The sequence below is a fragment of the Streptomyces microflavus genome (assembly GCF_014650075.1).
Classification (GTDB): domain Bacteria; phylum Actinomycetota; class Actinomycetes; order Streptomycetales; family Streptomycetaceae; genus Streptomyces; species Streptomyces microflavus.
Genome location: NZ_BMUG01000003.1, coordinates 1 through 18,176, shown reverse-complemented (window position 1 = coordinate 18,176; position 18,176 = coordinate 1). Strand labels below are relative to the sequence as shown.

General features: G+C 73.1%; 17 protein-coding genes and 1 pseudogene. 16 read left to right on the top strand and 2 right to left on the bottom strand.

The window, feature by feature from the left end:
* Positions 1 to 36: 36 nt before the first annotated feature.
* From IE264_RS09095 to IE264_RS09030, 14 genes are all read left to right on the top strand, one after another.
* Entirely contained in the window at positions 37 to 1,005 is a 969-nt protein-coding gene (locus IE264_RS09095; RefSeq protein WP_015612466.1) for a ketoacyl-ACP synthase III, read from the top strand.
* A complete protein-coding gene (locus IE264_RS09090; protein ID WP_051821817.1) occupies positions 998 to 1,906 on the top strand; it encodes an SDR family NAD(P)-dependent oxidoreductase in 909 nt (302 codons plus the stop codon). Before IE264_RS09095 ends, IE264_RS09090 begins: the two co-directional genes overlap by 8 nt.
* Complete coding sequence (locus IE264_RS09085; RefSeq protein ID WP_015612464.1) at positions 1,903 to 2,727, top strand: SDR family NAD(P)-dependent oxidoreductase; 825 nt, start codon at positions 1,903 to 1,905, stop codon at positions 2,725 to 2,727. Before IE264_RS09090 ends, IE264_RS09085 begins: the two co-directional genes overlap by 4 nt.
* Positions 2,724 to 4,058 carry a beta-ketoacyl-[acyl-carrier-protein] synthase family protein gene (locus IE264_RS09080; RefSeq protein WP_032757044.1) on the top strand — a complete coding sequence of 445 codons (1,335 nt, stop codon included), beginning with the start codon at positions 2,724 to 2,726 and terminating at the stop codon, positions 4,056 to 4,058. Before IE264_RS09085 ends, IE264_RS09080 begins: the two co-directional genes overlap by 4 nt.
* A complete protein-coding gene (locus tag IE264_RS09075; RefSeq protein WP_015612462.1) occupies positions 4,048 to 5,328 on the top strand; it encodes a beta-ketoacyl synthase in 1,281 nt (426 codons plus the stop codon). Before IE264_RS09080 ends, IE264_RS09075 begins: the two co-directional genes overlap by 11 nt.
* Positions 5,325 to 6,944 (top strand): SDR family oxidoreductase, encoded by a 1,620-nt coding sequence (locus IE264_RS09070; protein ID WP_032757045.1) that lies wholly within the window; start codon positions 5,325 to 5,327, stop codon positions 6,942 to 6,944. The genes IE264_RS09075 and IE264_RS09070 overlap by 4 nt, the downstream gene beginning before the upstream one ends.
* Positions 6,941 to 7,780, top strand: a complete 840-nt coding sequence (locus IE264_RS09065) for an SDR family oxidoreductase (protein ID WP_032757046.1) — start codon at positions 6,941 to 6,943, stop codon at positions 7,778 to 7,780. The genes IE264_RS09070 and IE264_RS09065 overlap by 4 nt, the downstream gene beginning before the upstream one ends.
* Positions 7,780 to 9,492, top strand: a complete 1,713-nt coding sequence (locus IE264_RS09060) for a CocE/NonD family hydrolase (protein WP_032757047.1) — start codon at positions 7,780 to 7,782, stop codon at positions 9,490 to 9,492. Before IE264_RS09065 ends, IE264_RS09060 begins: the two co-directional genes overlap by 1 nt.
* Positions 9,489 to 11,156, top strand: coding sequence for an ATP-dependent acyl-CoA ligase (locus IE264_RS09055; RefSeq protein WP_032757048.1), 1,668 nt, complete (start codon positions 9,489 to 9,491; stop codon positions 11,154 to 11,156). The genes IE264_RS09060 and IE264_RS09055 overlap by 4 nt, the downstream gene beginning before the upstream one ends.
* The gene (locus tag IE264_RS09050; protein ID WP_032757049.1) at positions 11,153 to 12,046 is read left to right on the top strand and encodes an enoyl-CoA hydratase/isomerase family protein; all 894 of its coding nucleotides are present in this window, start codon (positions 11,153 to 11,155) and stop codon (positions 12,044 to 12,046) included. The genes IE264_RS09055 and IE264_RS09050 overlap by 4 nt, the downstream gene beginning before the upstream one ends.
* 91 nt (positions 12,047 to 12,137) lie before the next feature.
* Positions 12,138 to 13,049, top strand: a complete 912-nt coding sequence (locus IE264_RS09045) for an alpha/beta fold hydrolase (protein WP_032757050.1) — start codon at positions 12,138 to 12,140, stop codon at positions 13,047 to 13,049.
* Positions 13,042 to 13,551 (top strand): GbsR/MarR family transcriptional regulator, encoded by a 510-nt coding sequence (locus IE264_RS09040; protein ID WP_015612455.1) that lies wholly within the window; start codon positions 13,042 to 13,044, stop codon positions 13,549 to 13,551. The genes IE264_RS09045 and IE264_RS09040 overlap by 8 nt, the downstream gene beginning before the upstream one ends.
* Positions 13,552 to 13,648: 97 nt before the next feature.
* Entirely contained in the window at positions 13,649 to 14,692 is a 1,044-nt protein-coding gene (locus IE264_RS09035) for an amidohydrolase family protein (protein ID WP_229887477.1), read from the top strand.
* 205 nt (positions 14,693 to 14,897) lie between these two features.
* Positions 14,898 to 15,593 carry a type 1 glutamine amidotransferase domain-containing protein gene (locus IE264_RS09030; protein ID WP_180289043.1) on the top strand — a complete coding sequence of 232 codons (696 nt, stop codon included), beginning with the start codon at positions 14,898 to 14,900 and terminating at the stop codon, positions 15,591 to 15,593.
* Between the two features lie 117 nt (positions 15,594 to 15,710).
* On the opposite strand, the gene IE264_RS09025 is transcribed toward IE264_RS09030, so the two are convergent.
* Positions 15,711 to 16,079 (bottom strand): Zn-ribbon domain-containing OB-fold protein, encoded by a 369-nt coding sequence (locus IE264_RS09025; RefSeq protein ID WP_015612452.1) that lies wholly within the window; start codon positions 16,077 to 16,079, stop codon positions 15,711 to 15,713.
* A gap of 148 nt (positions 16,080 to 16,227) precedes the next feature.
* Positions 16,228 to 16,944: a TetR family transcriptional regulator gene (locus tag IE264_RS09020; protein ID WP_032757052.1), complete on the bottom strand. Its 717-nt coding sequence runs from the start codon at positions 16,942 to 16,944 to the stop codon at positions 16,228 to 16,230.
* Between the two features lie 188 nt (positions 16,945 to 17,132).
* Between IE264_RS09020 and IE264_RS09015 the strand changes: the two genes are divergently transcribed.
* Together IE264_RS09015 and IE264_RS09010 are read left to right on the top strand one after the other, a co-directional pair.
* A complete protein-coding gene (locus IE264_RS09015) occupies positions 17,133 to 17,918 on the top strand; it encodes an electron transfer flavoprotein subunit beta/FixA family protein (protein ID WP_190167613.1) in 786 nt (261 codons plus the stop codon).
* 61 nt (positions 17,919 to 17,979) lie between these two features.
* Positions 17,980 to 18,176: pseudogene (locus IE264_RS09010) on the top strand (electron transfer flavoprotein subunit alpha/FixB family protein); the annotation flags it as partial.

Sequence of the window (18,176 nt, the reverse complement as noted above, 5' to 3'; positions counted from 1 at the left end):
CCCCCGGCCCCACCGCACAGTACGGGAAGACGAGAGATGCACGACGAGACGTCCCTGTGGCGCGAGAGCGGTCTGCGCCTGTCCGGATTCGGGCACTACTACCCACGCCTCCTGGTCGAGAACGAGAGCGGCGACGACCCGGCGGGCAACGCCGTGGACCAGGCCGTCATCGGCCGGCTCGACGTCCGCAGCCGCCATGTGGCGGACGACGAGGAGACCCCCGCGTACATGGGGGTGCGCGCCGCCCGTGCGGCGATGGAGCAGGCGGGCATCGGCGCCGACGAGGTGGACCTGCTGGTCTTCAGCAACTGGACGGACCGCCAGTTCGTCCCCGAGTGGGGTCCGCACACCGCGCATCTGCTGGGCGCGGACCGGGCCCTCGCCTTCGACGTGTGCGGTGCCTGTACGGGGTTCGTGCACGGGGTCCAGACGGCGGCGGCGCTCTTCGGGGCGCACGCCGGCTGGCGACACGCGCTGGTCGTCTCCAGCGAGCGGTTCTCCCGCCGGGTCCGCCCGGGCAGCAAGGGCGAGCTGATCGTGGGCGACGCGGCCGGTGCGGCCGTGCTGTCGCGGGGCGCCGAACCCGGTGCGGGACTCTGGGACTCGCTGCTGATCAGTGACGGCTCCGGCCGGGAGACGGTCACCGTCTACCCGCCCAACGGGTGGATCAAGAGCAGCCGGGAGCTGGTCTCCATCGCCGCCGACTCCCACGCCGACCTGGCGACCCGGATGCTGGCCCGCTCGGGCACCAAGATGGACGAGATCGACTGGGTGGTGCCGCACCCCGGGACGGGCCAGCTGCACACCGCCGTACGGGAACGTCTGGACATCCCGGAGGAGCGCTTCGTCACCAACTACGAGACGCGGGCGAACACCGGCAGCGCCTCGGTTCCGATCGTGCTCTCCGAGATGTCACGCGAGGGCCGGCTGAAGCCCGGGGACCTCTGCTACACGCCCACGGTGGGCTCGGGCTGGTACTACGGGGGGCTTCTCTTCCGTGTCTGATCAGTCATTCTCCTTGCCCGGTACGGGTGTTCGCGGCACCGCACTGGTCACCGGCGGCAGCCGGGGCCTCGGCGCGGCCATCGCCCGGCATCTGGCCTCCGTCGGCTGGCACACCGTGATCTGCGGGCGCGACACCGAGAGCCTGGACGCGGCCGTCAAGGCGGCGGCCGACGACGGGCTCGTGCTCCACGCCGTACGGGCGGACGTCACCGACGAACGGTCGGTGGCCGCCCTCTTCGAGCGGCTGGCCGAGGACGCCCCACCGCTCGGGCTCTGCGTCAACAACGCCGGGAACAACTTCTCCCGCCGCCTGGTGAGCGTCAAGGAACAGCCGGACGGCCCGCCACTGCTCTCCGCGCATCCGCTGGAGGACTTCGAGCGGGTGGTGACGTCCCTGCTCACCGGCACCTTCCTGGTCGGCCGCCACGCGGCGCAGGCGATGCTGGCCGCCGGTACGCCCGGCGCCATCGTCAACATCTCCTCCACCGTCCGCCACGGCTCGTACGGGCAGTCGGCGTACTGCGCGGCCAAGTCCGGGGTGGAGGCGCTGACCCGGACCTGGGCGGTCGAGCTGGGCGAGTACGGCATCCGGGTCAGCGCGGTGGCGCCCGGAGTCATCGACGGCGAGGCGCTGCGCCGCCGTTCGGCGGCGAGCGAGCGGCACGCGGCGTACATGGCCGACCTCCGGCGCCATGTGCCGCTGCGCCGCTGGTGCGACGAGAGGGACGTGGCGGAGGCGGTCGCCTTCGCCGCGGACAACCCCTCGGTGACCGGCACCGTGCTGGAGGTCGACGGGGGCGGACTGCCCGCCCGCGTCCTGCCCCCGGCCGGCCGGATCGCCGGGGCGAGCACGACAGCCGCGAGCGCGGACCTCCCCGAGAAAGCGGAGAACACAGCATGACCAGCGGCTTCGCACCCACCCTGCTTGAGGGCAGGACCACCTTTCTGACCGGTGCCAGCAGCGGGATCGGCGCCGTGCTGGCGTCGATGCTCGCCGCCCACGGCTCCCGTGTGGCGCTCATGGCCCGCAGCGAGAAGGAGCTCCGCCTGCTGGCCGAGCGGATCGAGGCGGAGGGCGGGCGGGCGGTGGCGGTCCCCGGCGACCTCACCGACGCCGACAGCGTGCGCGCCGCCGTCCGCGAGGCCGAGGAGCAGCTCGGCCCGATCGACCGGCTGGTGCACTGCGCGGGCGAGGCCCGCAACCAGGCGTTCCTCTGCGACCAGGACGAGGACCAGTGGATGGCCACCCTCGACATCAACCTGCTGGGGGCCTTCCGGGTCGCCCGTGCGGTGGTGCCGGGGATGATGGAGCGCCGCGAGGGCAACATCGTGATGGTCTCCTCGATCGCCGGGAAGCGCGGGCTGCCCGCCAACACCTCCTACTGCGCCTCGAAGTTCGGGCTCAACGGCATGACCCAGGCGCTCGCCTCCGAGCTGGGCGCCTTCGGGGTGCGGGTCAACGCGGTCTGCCCCGGGCTCACCGACAGCCCGGCCGCCACGGACGGCGGACGGTACGGCGACGCCTTCATGTCGGCGATCGCCAAGCACCACGGACCGCCGGACCTCACCTGGGAGCGGTACCTCAAGCGGGCGGTCAACAGCACCATCCTGCGCCGCCTGGTGCGCCCCGAGGAGATCGCGGCCCAGGTGCTGTTCCTGCTCTCCGACCTCTCCGGCGGGATGACCGGACAGGCCGTCAACGTGGACGCGGGGGCTCTGTGAGCAACGGGTACGGTACGTGGTCCCCCGGCCCCCGGGACGCCCTGGTCACCGGGATGGGCTTCTGCCTGCCCGGGGCGGGCGACGAGCCGGTGCGGAAGGCGAAGGACGTCTGGGCGGCCGCCTCCACGGGGACCAGCCATGTCGAGCGCGACGGCTTCCACCACGGCACCGTACGCGGCGCCCGCGAGGCGTTCGGTGAGCTGCTGCCGGAGATGCCGGCGCGCTATCTGCGCAGCTACGCCGACGTCCATCTCTACGGTCTCATCTCGCTGGCCGAGGCCTGCAAGGACGCCGGACTCGACCACAGGGAGGACGAGTTGAGGGGGGCGGACGTGCTGACCGCCCGCGCCGGGGTGGACAGCAACTACGACAGCTACCGCGCCTGGCACGACGCCAATCCGGCGACGGTCAGCCCGGCGGACGCCAAGTCCCTCTTCGTACGGCTGCTGGTGGCGGGCACGTCGAGTGATGTCGGGCCGGTGCAGGCGGCGTTGCTCGGATCCACCGGGGCCAACTACACGGTGAGCTGCGGCTGCGCCTCCTCCTCGGTGCTGCTCGGCATCGCCCAGATGATGATCGCCTCCGGCCGGAGCGACCTGGTGGTCGTCACCGGGGTGGACCGCTTCGACACCGAACGGGTGCTGCACGGGCACCGGTTGCGGGAGGTGGTCGAGCGCGAGGGCGTGACCGTGCGGCACAACGCCGACCCGCCCGCCGCACCCCGGCACGACCGGCCGATGCGCCCGTACGACGCGGCGGGCGACTGCATGAACTACGGCGACGGCTCGGTGACCCTGATCCTGGAGAGCCGCGAGCACGCCACCGCGCGCGGCGCCCGCGCCCACGGGGCGGTCCTCGGCCAGGCCACCACGCGGGGCGGGCTGAACAGCGCGGTCGCCATCGACACCGGCGGTACGGGGCTGGCCGAGGCGGCCCGCCGCGCCCTGGGCGGCCACACCTCGCTGGAGCAGATCCCGTACGTCAACGGGGGCGGCGAGGGCGACGCCCTGTTCACCCGGATCGAGTCCAACGCCGTACGCGCCCTGTGGGGCGAGAACTCCGAGCAGCTGCTCGTCAGTTCGCAGGAGGCCTGCTTCGGCCACAGCGGGGCGCCGCTCGGCAACCTGGGCACGGCGCTGACGCTGATGATGATGCGCGAGGGCGAGGTCTGCCCCACGGCCAACTGCGAGACCCCCTCGCCCGTCTGCACGTTCGACCCGGTGCCGGGCACGAAGACACGTCCGCTGGACTTCGACCGGGCGCTGAGCTTCAACTACCAGGTGGGCGGGGTCAACAGCGCACTGCTGCTCGGGGGTGGCGATGCCTGCTGAGATTCCGGTGCTGCGGCTCTCCGGGGCCGGATTCGTCCTGCCGGGACCGGACGGCCGCGCCTGCACCGACCTGGACACCTTCTGGCGCGTGGTGCGCGACGGGGCGAGCTGCCTCTCCCCGTACGCCCATCCCGAACTCCCCCTCCGGATAGCCGGAACCGTCAACGGCTGGGACCCTCAGGCGGATCTGCCGCTGTCGGAGCGGCAGATCCGCCGCTCCTCGCGGGCCGGGCTGATGGCCACCGGCGCGGTACACCGGGCCCTGGAGCACGCGGGGCTCACCGCCGCCGACCTCGACCCGGAGCGCACCGCACTGGTCGCCTGCTCGCTCCAGTTCGCCTTCCCGGAGACCGAGCGCTACTACAACCTGGCCCGGGACAAGGGGGTTGCCGCCCTCGGCATGGAGTACTGGCTCAACGGCACCCCGCCCAGCGTGGTGGGGACCGTGGCCTCCGGCCTCCAACTGCCCTGCCAGACACTGAGCGTGGCGGGCTCCTGCAATGTGGCACTGCGGACGCTCCACCTCGTCCAGCAGATGTTCCGGTGCGGGGACATCGACCGCGCGATCGTCGTCGGCGTGGACACCACCGTGGACCCGGTCTTCGTGGCGGGCACGAGCCACACCGGGCGCAGCGGCTACCGCGCCTCCTCGCTCTCGGACGACCCCGCCGACGTCCGGCCGCACGACGAGATCCAGACCGGCAACGCCACCGGGGAGGGCGCGCTCGCCGTCGTCCTGGAGGACCCGGCGGCGACCGGGGAGCGCCCGGGGCTGCTGCACCGGGCGCATCTGCGCACCTCGCGCTCCAACGGCCCCTCCACCGTCGCCACCGGGCCGCCCGCCAATGTGGTGGGCGATGTGCTGGCCACGCTGGCGTCGGCCGGGCGCGGCCTCGGCGATCTGGCGTTCGTCAACGACTACGCGGACGGCAACCGGTTCGTCGAGGACCACCTGTGCGAGGCGCTCTCCGGCGTACGGGAGGCGGCCGGGTACCGGGGCGAGGTGCGGCTGACCAACCAGGAGGCCGTCTTCGGGCATGTCGCCGGGACCGGTGGCCTGGTCAAACTCCTCGGCAGCCTGCTCATGCTGCACCACGGCCACATCGCCCCCAGCGCCAACACCCTGGTCCCGTACGCGGGTCTGCCGGGCGATCCGGTGCTCGCGGGCGGCCTGGCGACCGGCGGCGACAGCGCGCTGGTGCTCGCCTCCGGGGCGGGCGGCGACGCCACGAGCATGGTCATCGAATACGAAGGCGGCGACTTGCCATGACCCACGTTCACAGCACGGCGACGCGGCCCGGGACGGCCGCGGGAGGGGACCCGCTGCGGGCGCCGATCAGCACCCGGGTGGTCCTCGACGCGTCGGGGGCGGAGGGTGGGGGCGCTGCTCTCTCCGCAGCGCTCGGCGCACTCGGCCTCGCACCCGAGGCCCCGGACACCTCTGACGCCCCGGACACCTCGCAAGCCCCGGACATCTCGCAAGCTCCGGACGCTTCTGACGCCCCGGATGCTTCTGACGTATCGACCGACACTCCCGCCGCCTACTGCGCGCTGCTCCTCGGCGAGGAGGCGTACGGCGCCGGGCGCTCGGCCGGCCTGGACCGCCAGCGCGTGCGGGCCGCCGCGCTGGCGATGGCGGCGGCGGGCCGGGGGCGCCTCGTCCTGGTGACCGACGCGACGGGCGGGACGCACGCCGGGACCGACCCCGACCGGTACGCCCGGCTGGCCGCCGACCGGGCCTGGTGGCAGCACCTGGTCACCGAGGTGGCCGGGCGCGGCGTCACCGGCAACACCCTGGTCACCGGCTACTCCCCCGACCTGGGCCACCGCCTCTCCCCGGCCGCCGAGGCCGGGCTGCTGCGCTATCTCGTGCAGCGCCGCCCCACCACGGCCGCCGATGTGGCGGCCACCGTCGCGTTCCTGGCGTCGGAGGGGTGCTCGTACCTCGTCGGCGAGACGATCCCGGTGGACGGGGGCGCGGGGCTCGGCCAGATCCCGTCCCTGCCCGCCGGTACTCCGGCCGCCGCCCCCGCACCCCGGCGCAGCGCCCCGCAGGAGCAGCCGCCGCCGGAGCCGGTCACCGGTCAGGACCTGCTGGGACAGAAGGTCCTGGTGGCGGGCGCCAGCAGCGGCATCGGCCGGGCCGCCGCCCTGCACCTGGCCGGGCGCGGGGCCGACGTGGTCCTGGCCGCCCGGCGTACCCAGGCGCTGGAGGAGGTCGCCGCCGAGATCGAAGCACTGGGCCGGCAGGCCTGGACCCTGCGCTGCGACCTCTCCGACGCCGAGGACGCCGCCACCCTGGGCGAACGCGCCTGGAAGGCGGCCGACGGGGTCACCACCCTGCTGTACGCGGCGGGGCACCTGGGCTTCAGCGCGGTCGGCGGCGACCCGGCGTCGGCCGCCCGGACCTTCGCGGTGAACCTGCACAGCTTCGTCGCCGTCACCGAGTACCTGACGGCCCGCTGGCGGGACGAGAAGGTCCCCGGCGCGGTGGTCGGGGTCTCCTCGGTCAGCTCCACGCTCAGCCCGGTGGCGGGGCTGGAGTACTACGGGGCGAGCAAGGCGGCGATGGCGCAGTACATCCGCTGTCTCGCGGTGTCGGTGGCGCGTTACGGCATCCGCGCCAACTGCGTGGCCCCCGGGATCATCGAGACGCCGATGGGCGACGCGGCGGGACCGGATCACCGGCGCGGCTGGATCAGCCGGATACCGGCCGGGCGGGTCGGTGACCCGCGCGAGGTGGCGGCGGTCCTCGGATACCTCCTGAGCGGTTCGGCCTCCCGGGTGACCGGCGCGGTGCTGCGCGCCGACGGCGGCTTCGGCCTCGGGGACGTGGCTCCGCTGCGGCCGGGGTTCCCCGAGGCTGCCGAGGTGGGGAGCCGGTGAACGTCACTGAGGAGACGGGGGGCCACCCGGTCGCTCTCGTCGCCGGGGCCTCCTCCGGGATCGGGGCGGCTGTCGCCCGACGGCTGGCCGCGCGCGGCAGCGCCGTGGCGCTGGTCGGGCGGCGGGAAGCCGAGCTGAAGGAGGTCGCGGAGTCGATCCGCGCCGCCGGGGGCACGGCGCTGCCGCTGCCCCTGGACCTGGCAGAGCCCGGTGCCCCCGCCGAGGCGGTCGCCGCCACCGCCGCCGGACTGGGGCCGGTCGGGCTGTTGGTTTGCAGCGCGGGCGCGATCCGGCTGGCAGCCATTCATGAGACCGAGGAGCGGCACTGGGAGCGGCAGCTGCGGATCAATCTGACCGTGCCGTTCCTGCTGGCGCGTGAGGTGCTGCCCGGGATGCGGGAGCGCCGCTACGGCTGGGTGGTGAACATCGGTTCGGGCGTGGGCTCCGAGGTGGTGCCGGGCAGCGGCGGTTACGGCGTCAGCAAGCACGCCGTGCACCGGCTCACCGAGCTGGTCCACGAGGAGAACCGTGACCTCGGCATCCGCGCGGTCACCGTCGCCCCTGGCTGGGTCTCCACCCGGCTCGCGGCCCGCCCCTCGGACCTCGGTGTGCCCGAGGAGGAGGTGCTGGACGCGGAGGACATCGCGGACACCGTTGCCTGGCTGCTGGACCGCCCGGCCCGGATGAGCGTCGGCCCGCTGGTCCGCGTCGAGCCCTCGGCGAGCCGGGCCGCCGCCGGTGACGCCATGACGCGTCATCTGACCCGTTCCCGCGACCGGGGCGCCGGGCCGACACAGAACGCGGGCACCGAGCCCGCTGCGAAGGAGACCCCCTGATGGGCAGGACCACCCTCATCGAGCACGACGTGCCGGTGGAGATGCGTGACGGGACGGTGCTGCGGGCCGATGTGTGGCGCCCGGCGGACGGCCCGGCCTCGCCCGCCGTGCTCTTCCGCACCCCGTACGGCAAGTCCCCTCTGGGTCTGGCCACGTTGACCCCGGCGCAGTGCGTGGACCGGGGGTACGCGGCCGTGGTGCAGGACACCCGGGGCCGGTTCCGTTCGGAGGGCGAGTGGGCGCCGCTGGACTGGTCCCAGGAGGGGCCGGACGGGTACGACACCGTCGAGTGGACCGCGCGGCAGCCCTGGTGCGACGGGAACGTGGCCATGGCGGGCACCTCGTACCAGGCGATCGTCCAGTGGCTGGCCGCCATGGAGAAGCCGCCGCACCTGCGGGCCATCGCGCCCACGATGTCCACCTCGGCCCCCTACGACACCGAGCAGCTCGGCGGCTCGCTGCGGCTGGACCACCTCACGAGCTGGCTCGGCCTGACCGCACTGGAGTGGGTGCAACGCCGGGCGGCGGCGGGCGATCCGGTGGACGGGGCGGTCGTGGCGGAGGTGGTGCAGCTGCTCACCACGCCCGAAGTGCCGCTGAGGCGCTGGCCGTTGTCGACCATCCTCGACTTCGAGGGGTTCCCCGGCCGACTGCGGGACATCTTCGCCGGTAAGGTGGCGACGGTGGCCGACTACCGCCTGGGCGAGGTGGGCGTGCCCACCTTCTCGGTGGGCGGCTGGTACGACGTGTTCTCCTTCGGCACGATCGAGCTGCACCGGGCCATGCGCGCCCAGGATCCGGTGGCCGGGCGGCACGAGCTGGTCGTCGGGCCGTGGGTGCACTCGGGCCAACTCCCGCAGGTGCAGGGCGAGGTGAACACGGGCCCGTACGGTTCGGCGCAGGGCGCGCGGCTGGCCGATCTGCATCTGGACTTCTTCGACCGCCACCTGAGGGCGACCGGGGAACGTACCGCGGACCAGGATCCCGGCGGCGACGTACGGTACTTCCTCTTCGGTGACGACACCTGGCACCGGGCGGCGAGCTGGCCGCCGCCGGAGGCCGTCGACTCGCCCTGGTACCTGGCGGGTTCGGCCGGTGGCGGAGACGGCGGGCGGCTGCTGCCCGAACCGTCCGACGTGGCCCCGGGCCACGACACGTTCACCTACGACCCGGAGGACCCGGTGCCCTCGCACGGCGGGCGGGTCCTCCAGCTCGGCCGGCTGGCGGCGGGCCCGCTCAACCAGGCGCATCTGGAGAGCAGGCCGGACGTGCTCGTCTACACCTCCGAGCCGCTCACCGGGCCGCTGGACGTGGTCGGCCGGCAGCGGCTGCGGCTGCGCTTCGGCTCGGACGCACCCGCCACCGCCGTGGTCGCCAAGCTCACCGATGTACATCCGGACGGGCGTTCCCTGCTGGTGGCCGAGGCCAGCCTGCGGCTGGAGGCGGACGGGGACGGCCCGCCGGACGAGCCGTACGACGCCGATCTGCTGCTCGGGGACACCGCGTGGCGCTTCGCCCCCGGGCACCGGCTGCGGGTCCACGTCACCAGTAGCAACTTCCCCCATCTGGACCGGCACCCCAACGTTCCGGGACCGGTCGGCGAGGCCGAACACTGCCGCCCCGCCCGGCAGACGGTCTGGTACGGCGGCCCGTACGAGAGTGTGCTCCAGCTCCGGACCCTGCCCGCGCCGACCGCCGGGGAGGCCCGGTGACCGACGACGTACTCGACCCCGCGTCCGCCGCCGTACCGACGGCCGAACAGTGTGTACTGGGCCCCCTGCTCAGACGGCGCGCCGCAGCCACGCCGAAGGCGCCGTACGCGCTGATGCCGGACGGTGACGTCTGGACGTACGCACGGACGCTCCAGGAGACCGAGGAGACGGCCGCCGCGCTCCAGGCGCTCGGTGTCGCCCCGGGCGAACTGGTGCTGAGCTGGCTGCCCAACGGGCCCGAAGCGCTGCGTACGTGGTACGGGGTCAACGCGGCGGGAGCCGTCCTCGTCCCCCTCAACACCGCCTACCGGGGCGCGATCCTGCGCCAGGTGATCGCCGACAGCGGGGCCGAGGTGCTGATCTGCAGGCCGTCGCTGGCGGCCCGGCTGGAGGAGTCGGACGGCGGGGTGGGAGCAGTACGCACGGTGGTCCTGCTGCCGGGTCCCGAGGACGTACCGCAGGACGTGGAGGCGCTCGCCGCCCGGCTCTCCGCCCGCTTCCGGGTGGAGACCGAACTGCGCTCGCCCCGGACGGAGTTCACGGAACCGGTGCCCGCGCCGCAGCCCTGGGACCCGCAGACCGTCATCTACACCTCGGGGACGACGGGTCCGTCCAAGGGGGTCGTCTCCTCCTACGCGCACCTGTACAGCAGTTGCACCGCCGCCTTCCACGGCATGGCAGGGCCCGAGGACCGCTATCTGCTGCAGCTGCCGCTGTTCCACGCGGGCGGCACGATCGGTGCTTACGGGATGCTGGTGCACGGCGGTTCGGTGACCGTCGTACCCGCCTTCACCACCAGCGAGTTCTGGCCCCTGATCCGACGTACGGGGACGACCCTGTGCACGCTGCTCGGCGTCATGGCGACCTATCTGCTCAAGCAGCCGCCGCTGCCGCAGGACACCGGGCATCCACTGCGGGCGGCCTACGTCATCCCGTTCACCGAGGGGGCGACGGAGTTCTCCAAGCGGTTCGGGGTGTCGGTCCGCGCACTGTTCAACATGACCGAGGTGTCGTGTCCGGTGCTCTCCGCCCCGGACCACCACCCGGGCGTCCCGATGCACTGCGGGCAACCCCGGCCGGGCATCACCGCCCGGGTCGTCGACGACCACGACCGCGAGGTGGCGGACGGCGAGGCGGGCGAGCTGGTGCTGCGCGCGGACCGCCCGTGGTCGTTCCTCAGCGGCTACCTCGGCCGGCCCGCCGAGACGGCTGCCGTCTGGCGCAACGGCTGGTTCCACACCGGGGACACCTTCCGGCGCGCCCCCGACGGCGGCCTGGTCTTCGTGGACCGCAAGAAGGACGCCATCCGCAGGCGCGGCGAGAACATCTCCTCCTTCGAGGTGGAGGCCCAGGCGGTCGCCCACCCCGGCGTGCTGGAGGCGGCGGCGGTGGCCGTGCCCGGCGACGAGGGCGAGGACGAGGTGCTGCTGGTGGTGGCGGACCGCGACCCGGCCGACCCGGTCGACCCGGCGGCGCTGCTGGGGTTCCTGCGGGAGCGGCTGGCCCACTTCATGCTGCCGCGCTACATCCGGGTGCTCCCCGAGCTCCCGAAGACACCCACCGGAAAGCCGACCAAGCACACGCTGCGCGCCGAGGGCGTGGTGGCGGGGACGTGGGACCGCGAGGCGGCGGGCATCCGGATACGCAGGGAGAAGATCGTATGAGCCAGGAAGCGTTCCCGACGGGCCAGGAGCCGGCGGCCGAGTGGGCCGGGGCGGCCACCGAGTCGTTCGCGGACTTCGCGGACCGGGTGGACGGCAAGGAGGACGTACCGCTGCGTGCCTCGCTGGCGGGCGGGGTCGCCACGCTGACGCTGGACCGGCCGCACCGCCGCAACAGCCTCGATCTGACGCTCTCCCGTCATCTGCTGCTCGGCCTGATGTGCGCGGGCGACGACCCCCGGGTGCGTACGGTCGTGATCACCGGGAGCGGCGGGGCGTTCTGCGCGGGCGACGACGTGGAGAGCGTACGGCGGTGGCGGCTGGGCGACCGGGTGGACACCCCCTTCGACCCGATCACCTCGGACGCGCACTATCTGCGGGTCTGCGAGGCGATCCTGCACCTGCCGAAGCCGGTGGTCGTGGGGCTGACCGGGGCGGCGGCGGGGGCGGGGGCGGAGATCGCCTGCGCCGCCGACTTCCGGCTGGCGGACACCCGCGCCTCGATCGGCAGCTGCCTGGCCGGGGTCGGGCATGTGGGGAACGTGGTCCTGATGTCCCGGCTGACCGGTCCGGCGCGGGCGACGGAGATCTACCTCACCGGGCGGATGGTCTCGGGGGACGAGGCGGTGCGCCTGGGACTGTTCGACCGGCTCTGCGCACCGGAGGACTTCGACCGCGAACTGGCCGAGCTGACCGGCCGGTTCGCCGCGCTGCCGACCGCTTCGGTGGGGCTGTTCAAGGAGTTGCGGGAGCGGAGCTGGGGGCAGCCGGCCGAGTACGGTCTGCGGATCCAGGACGCATACCACCTCAAGACGCACGCCACGGTGGCCGACGCCCGGGAAGGGATGGCCGCGTTCGCGGAGAAGCGGCCGCCGCGCTTCACCGGCGGCTGACGGGGATTCGGGGTCCGGCCACCGCTGCCGCGACTCGGCGCGGTGGGCTGCCTCCCTCTGCGACCGCAACGATGAGAGTATTCTGATTCCGATGAACGAAGCGATGCGGCACCACCGGCCGGAGGCCAGCCCGCCCCCGTCGCCCCTCCTGTCCACCGGCGGCACCGGGGTCGAGGAGACGGCGCACAGCGTCGACGTCTCCGGCGCCCGGCTGCACTACTGGACCGCCGGAGGGGCCGACCGCCCGGCGGTCGCCCTCACCCACGGCGCCGGGGCCGACCACCGCATGTTCGACCCGCAGATCCCGGCCCTGGTCGGCGCGGGCTACCGCACCCTGCGCTGGGACGTGCGCTATCACGGCGCGTCCGCCTCCGGCACCGGCAGATTCCGGACCGGCTACGCGGCGCGGGACCTGGGGGCGGTGCTGGACGCGGCCGACGTGCGCAGGCCCGTGGTCCTGCTGGGGCAGTCGATGGGCGGCAACATCGCCCAGGAGTACCTGCGCCGGCGGCCCGAGGAGGTCGCCGCGCTCGTGGTGATCGGCTCCACGTCCAGCACCCTCCCCATCACCCGGGGCGAGCGGCGGCGCCTGGCCTTCTCCCGCACCCTCATGCGGCTGCTGCCCTACCGCCGGCTGACCCGTTGGATGGCCCGGGCGTCGGCCGAGGACCCCGGGGCCCAGGAGTATCTGCGCGAGGCCTTCGCGGCGAACGGGCGGCGCTCCTTCCTCACCACCTGGGACGGTATGACCCGCGCGGTCGACCCCTCCCCCGACTACCGTGTCGAGAAGCCCGAGCTCCTGATCTGCGGTGAACACGACAGCACGGGTAACATCCGCTCGGCGATGGAACGGTGGAGCGAACGCGATCCGAACAGCGAGTTCCATGTGATCCCCGGCGCCGGACACGTCGCCAATCTGGACCGTCCCGACGAGGTCAACCGGCTGACCGTCGCCTTCCTTCGCCTTCCCGAAGGCCTGAGAACCCAGCGAGACCATGACTGACCACGACGACACCACCACCGACGCCGAGCCCTCCCCGGCCCCCGGCTCCGACGGGTTCAGCGACGCGGAAGCCGCCTTCATCAGCGAAATGGGCTCGCTGATGGAGCGCTGGGGGCTCCCCCAGGCCACCGGGCGCCTCTTCGGCTACCTCCTGCTGCGCAACAAGCCGGTGGACCTCGACACCATGACCCGCGAGCTCGGGCAGGCCAAGAGCGGACTGAGTGTGGCGGCACGCCAGTTGGAGTCCTGGACCCTGGTGCGGCGCTCCACCAGGCCCGGCAGCCGGCGCATCGATTACGAGGCGGTCGGCGACCTCCAGCACCTGCTGCTGGTGAACAACGCCCATATGCGCAAGTTCACCGAGACGCTGAGCTCGGGCATCCCGGTGGCGCGGGGCGAGGCCCGGGACCGGCTGGCCTCGCTCGCCACCCTGTTCAGCGGCTTCGTGGAGCAGACCGAGGCGCTGGTGGCCGACTGGGAGGCCCGGCGCGCCGCCTCCTGAACCGAGCCCCGCCCGTACGGCTTCGCACCGCGCCGCCTCCTGAACCACTCGCGTACGCCTTCGCACCGCGCCGCCGCCCCCTCGTGATGGAGTGACCGTGAACCTGTCGTCCGGCCCCGCTACCAGCAACGGAACAGCGACCGCCACCGCCGTGGCGGACGCCGGTGTCCGGGTCCGGCCGCCGGTCGTGGACGCCTGCTCGCTGGTGTACGACGACGCCGGGTGGCGGGTGTACCTCAACCGGCTGGGCGAGAACGCTCCCGAGTACCTGGACGTCTTCTCCGCCTCGTTCTGCCGGTACTTCGGCGCCTCGCACACCGCGTACCGCGACGCCCTGGCCGTGCGCCGCCAGGACGCGGTCGACGTGCTCCTGCCGCCCGGCCGGCCCCCCTTCGACCTGACCGCCCACCTCGCCGACCGGGAACGGCAGGGCGTGACGGGCGAGTTCGCGATGGGGTCGCCGGAGCGGCTGCCGGACGGCCGTACCGTCAACGAGTGGCTGCTGGAGACGGTCCGGGGCGTCACCGACCGCGTCCAGGTCTGGGCCGGACTCTCCCTGCGCGACCCGGCCGACGCCCTGCGCGAGCTGGAGCGGTCGGCGGCCGCCGGGGCGACCGGGCTGTGCGTGATCCCCTTCCTGGACGGCACCGACCCGGCCGATCCGCGGTTCTCCCCGGTCTGGGACGCGGCGGCTGCGGCGGGGCTGCCGGTCTGGCTGCACACCGGGCACCACTTCTCCCGCAGCCACCCCAGCGGCCTGGGGAGCTGGCGTACGGTCGAGACGCTGGCGGGCCGCCACCGCGAGCTGGTGCTGGTCGCCGGGCACGCGGGCTGGCCCGATGTGCAGGAGATGCTGCTCACCGCCGCCCGGCACCCGGGGGTCTTCCTGGAGTTCTCCTCGCACCGGCCCCGGCACATGCCGAAGCCCGGCTCGGGCTGGGAGCCGCTGCTCCACCACGCCCGGGGAATGGCCCGCGACCGGGTCCTTTTCGGCACCTCGACCTGGGTCAATCCGGGCCCGACCGGTTCCCTGGCCGATGAGCTTGCCGCGCTGGCGCTGCCCGCCGAGGTGATCACCGCCTGGCTCTCGGGCAACGCGGAGGCGCTGGCCGCCCGCGCGGCGGGAACGCGCGCGGGCTGAGCCGCCCCGGAACCTCCGGGCGGTTCGCCGGAAGCCTCCGGATGATTCGGACGGGCTGCGGCGGGCAGACGATCCGCCGTCCGGCCGATCACCACCGACCCGTCGGAACCCACTTTCCGGCACACGTCGGCCGGACGCGGATCCTGGCCGGACCGGGCCTACGGTCGGCCGGGTCAGCCCACCCCGACCGACGGAGATGTACGACATGGCAAAGATCCTTTTCGTGGTGACCGGCGCGGACCACTGGACCCTGGCGGACGGCACGGCCCACCCCACGGGCTTCTGGGCCGAGGAGGCCGTGGCCCCGTACCAGGCGTTCACCGGAGCCGGTCACGAGGTGGTCGTCGCCACCCCGGGCGGCGTCGTCCCCACCGTGGACCGCGGCAGCCTGGCACCCGATGTCAACGGCGGCCAGGAGGGCGCCGACAAGGTGGCGGCCGGGCTGGAGGCGTTCGAGGAGCTGCGACGGCCGGTCGCGCTGGAGGACGTGGACCTGGACGCGTACGACGCCGTCTTCTACCCCGGCGGACACGGCCCGATGGAGGACCTCGCGGTGGACCCCGTGTCCGGGCGGCTGCTCACCGAGGCCCTGGCGTCGGGCAAGCCGCTCGGCGTCGTCTGCCACGCCCCGGCGGCACTGCTCGCCGCCACCGGACCCGACGGCGCCAACGCGTTCGCCGGCTACCGGCTGACCGGCTTCACCAACGCCGAGGAGACCCAGGCGGGCTTCGCGGAGAAGGCCAAGTGGCTGCTCCAGGACCGGCTCGTGGAGCTCGGCGCGGACTTCCAGGAGGGCGAGCCCTGGGCGCCGTTCGTGATCGTCGACCGGAACCTGGTGACCGGTCAGAACCCGGCGTCCTCCGCCCCGCTGGCCGAGGAGCTGCTCAAGCGGATCGGCTGACGGCCCCGGCCGGCACCGGACCGCCCGGCCGCCTGCCCCACGGCCGCCGCTCGACCGGCACCGGACCGCCCGCGCTCACAGGCCGTACGTGGCCGGGGCGCGGGCGTTCCCGGCGCGTCAGGCCCAGTCGTTGCGTACGGGCGGCTCGCAGAGCTCCAGAACCACCGCGCCCGACTCCGGTTCCTCCCCCGCGAGGGGCTTCACACGGGCGCCGACGGCCACCATCTGCGGTGCGGCGCCGACGACCTGGCAGCGGAAGACGAACCCCTCGGGGAAGCGGACCAGGGACTCGTTGCGCGCTGCCTCGGTGTAGCGGTGAACCACGGCGGTCCGTACGACCACCCCGTGGCCGGTGGTGCGTTCCGGCTCCAGTTCGCTCGACGCGCACACCGGGCACAGCAGCCGCCGGAAGGAGGCGGTGCCGCACCAGCGGCAGCGGTTGTAGGAGAGGCCGCACTCCTCGTGCGTCTTCTGGACGGTGCCCATTCCTGCCTGAGACACGGATCGACCCCCTGCGCTCGACTCGGACGCGCCGCACCTGGCTGACGGCGCGTCCGCACCATATGGCACTGAGTGCCGGAGAGTAAAGGCACTGAGTGCCGATTATTACCGGGTTCTTACTGCGTGCACCCGCTCAGCTCTCGCCGACGGCTGCCTCGATCTGCTGCACGACCCGCCACATCGGCGTCCCTTTGGACGCGACCATGACGATGACCTCGTTGTCGCCGGACCCCGCGGTGATGCCGGACGGCCCGGCCGCCGGCAGGGCGGGCTTCTCCCGCGCGGGCGAGGGCCCGGCGGGCCGCTCCCACACACCCCGCACCAGATCGAGCGCATGGTCCACAGCCGCCTCGGGATCCCCTGCACCCCCCGAACGCAGCCACAGCCGCAGCCCGTTGTTGTGCGCGGCGACCACGGAGGCGGCGATCACCTCGGCCCGCAACTCCCCGTCACCGTCCGCGCCGAACCGGCCCCGGAGATGACCGGCGAGCGTCTGCTCGTAGCGGCGCACCACCGACAGTTCGTACGTCCGCAGTCCGGGCACCTCACGGGTGAGCCGGTAGCGCTGTACGGAGAACTCGGGGTCGGCCGCGTACATCCGCAGCACGATCCGCGCCGCGTCGCACACCGCGCCCACCGGATCACTGTCGTCCACGGCGGCCAGGAACTCGGTCATCTCGGCGAGACAGCGCTCATGGTCCGGGAAGACCACGTCCTCCTTCGAGGGGAAGTACCGGAAGAAGGAGCGCCGCCCCACCCCGGCCCGCGCCACGATGTCGTCGACCGTCGTCCGCTCGAAGCCCCGCTCAAGGAAGAGCTGGAAGGCCGCCTGCGCGAGCACCTCCCGCATGGGTGCCTTCTTCTCGGGTCCGCGTGCCTCGCTCATGCGGCGAAACGTAGCACCGGAAGGGCACTTTTGGCACTGGGTACCTTTACAGAGGGTACTGAGTACCATAAGGTCACCCTAACGAAACTACTCCCAGGTGGGACCGGGCCCGATCGGCTGGGGACCACACCCAGGTAGGCAGGAGAGCCGGCGTGAGCTTGAGGATCGTTGTCTGTGTGAAGTACGTGCCCGACGCGACCGGTGACCGGCATTTCGCCGATGACCTGACGTTGGACCGTGAGGATGTCGACGGTCTGCTGTCGGAGCTGGACGAGTACGCGGTCGAGCAGGCGCTGCAGATCGCGGACGGTGCGGACGGTGCGGAGATCACCGTGGTGACGGTGGGTCCGGAGGATGCCAAGGACGCGTTGCGCAAGGCGTTGTCGATGGGTGCGGACAAGGCTGTTCACGTCGAGGACGACGATCTGCACGGCACCGATGTGATGGGGACGTCGCTGGTTTTGGCGAAGGCGGTCGAGAAGACCGGTTTCGACCTGGTGATCTGCGGGATGGCCTCCACCGACGGTGTGATGGGTGTCCTGCCGGCTCTGCTGGCGGAGCGTCTGGGTGTGCCGCAGGTGACGCTGCTCTCCGAGGTGGCGGTGGACGGTGGTGTGGTGACCGGCCGTCGTGACGGCGACACGGCGTCGGAGCAGTTGGAGGCTTCGCTTCCGGCGGTGGTGTCGGTGACCGACCAGTCGGGTGAGGCGCGTTACCCGTCGTTCAAGGGGATTATGGCGGCGAAGAAGAAGCCGGTTCAGTCCCTGGACCTGGACGATCTGGGTCTGGACGCGGATGAGGTGGGTCTGGCGGGTGCGTGGACCGCGGTCGATTCGGCGACGGAGCGTCCGGCGCGTACGGCGGGCACGATCGTGAAGGACGAGGGCGAGGGCGGCAAGCAGCTCGCCGAGTTCCTCGCGGGCCAGAAGTTCATCTAGCCCGCACGCTCGACTTCCCCCTTCTCTTCCCTGCTGTCTTTCTCGTCTGGAGTGCGTTGTCATGGCTGAAGTTCTTGTTCTGGTCGATCACGTGGACGGTGCGGTCCGCAAGCCCACGCTGGAGCTGCTGACGCTGGCCCGCCGTATCGGTGACCCGGTCGCGCTCGCGCTGGGCGCGGGTGCGGAGGCGACCGCGGGGGTGCTGGGTGAGCACGGTGCGGTGAAGGTCCTGACCGCCGATGCCCCGGAGTTCACGGA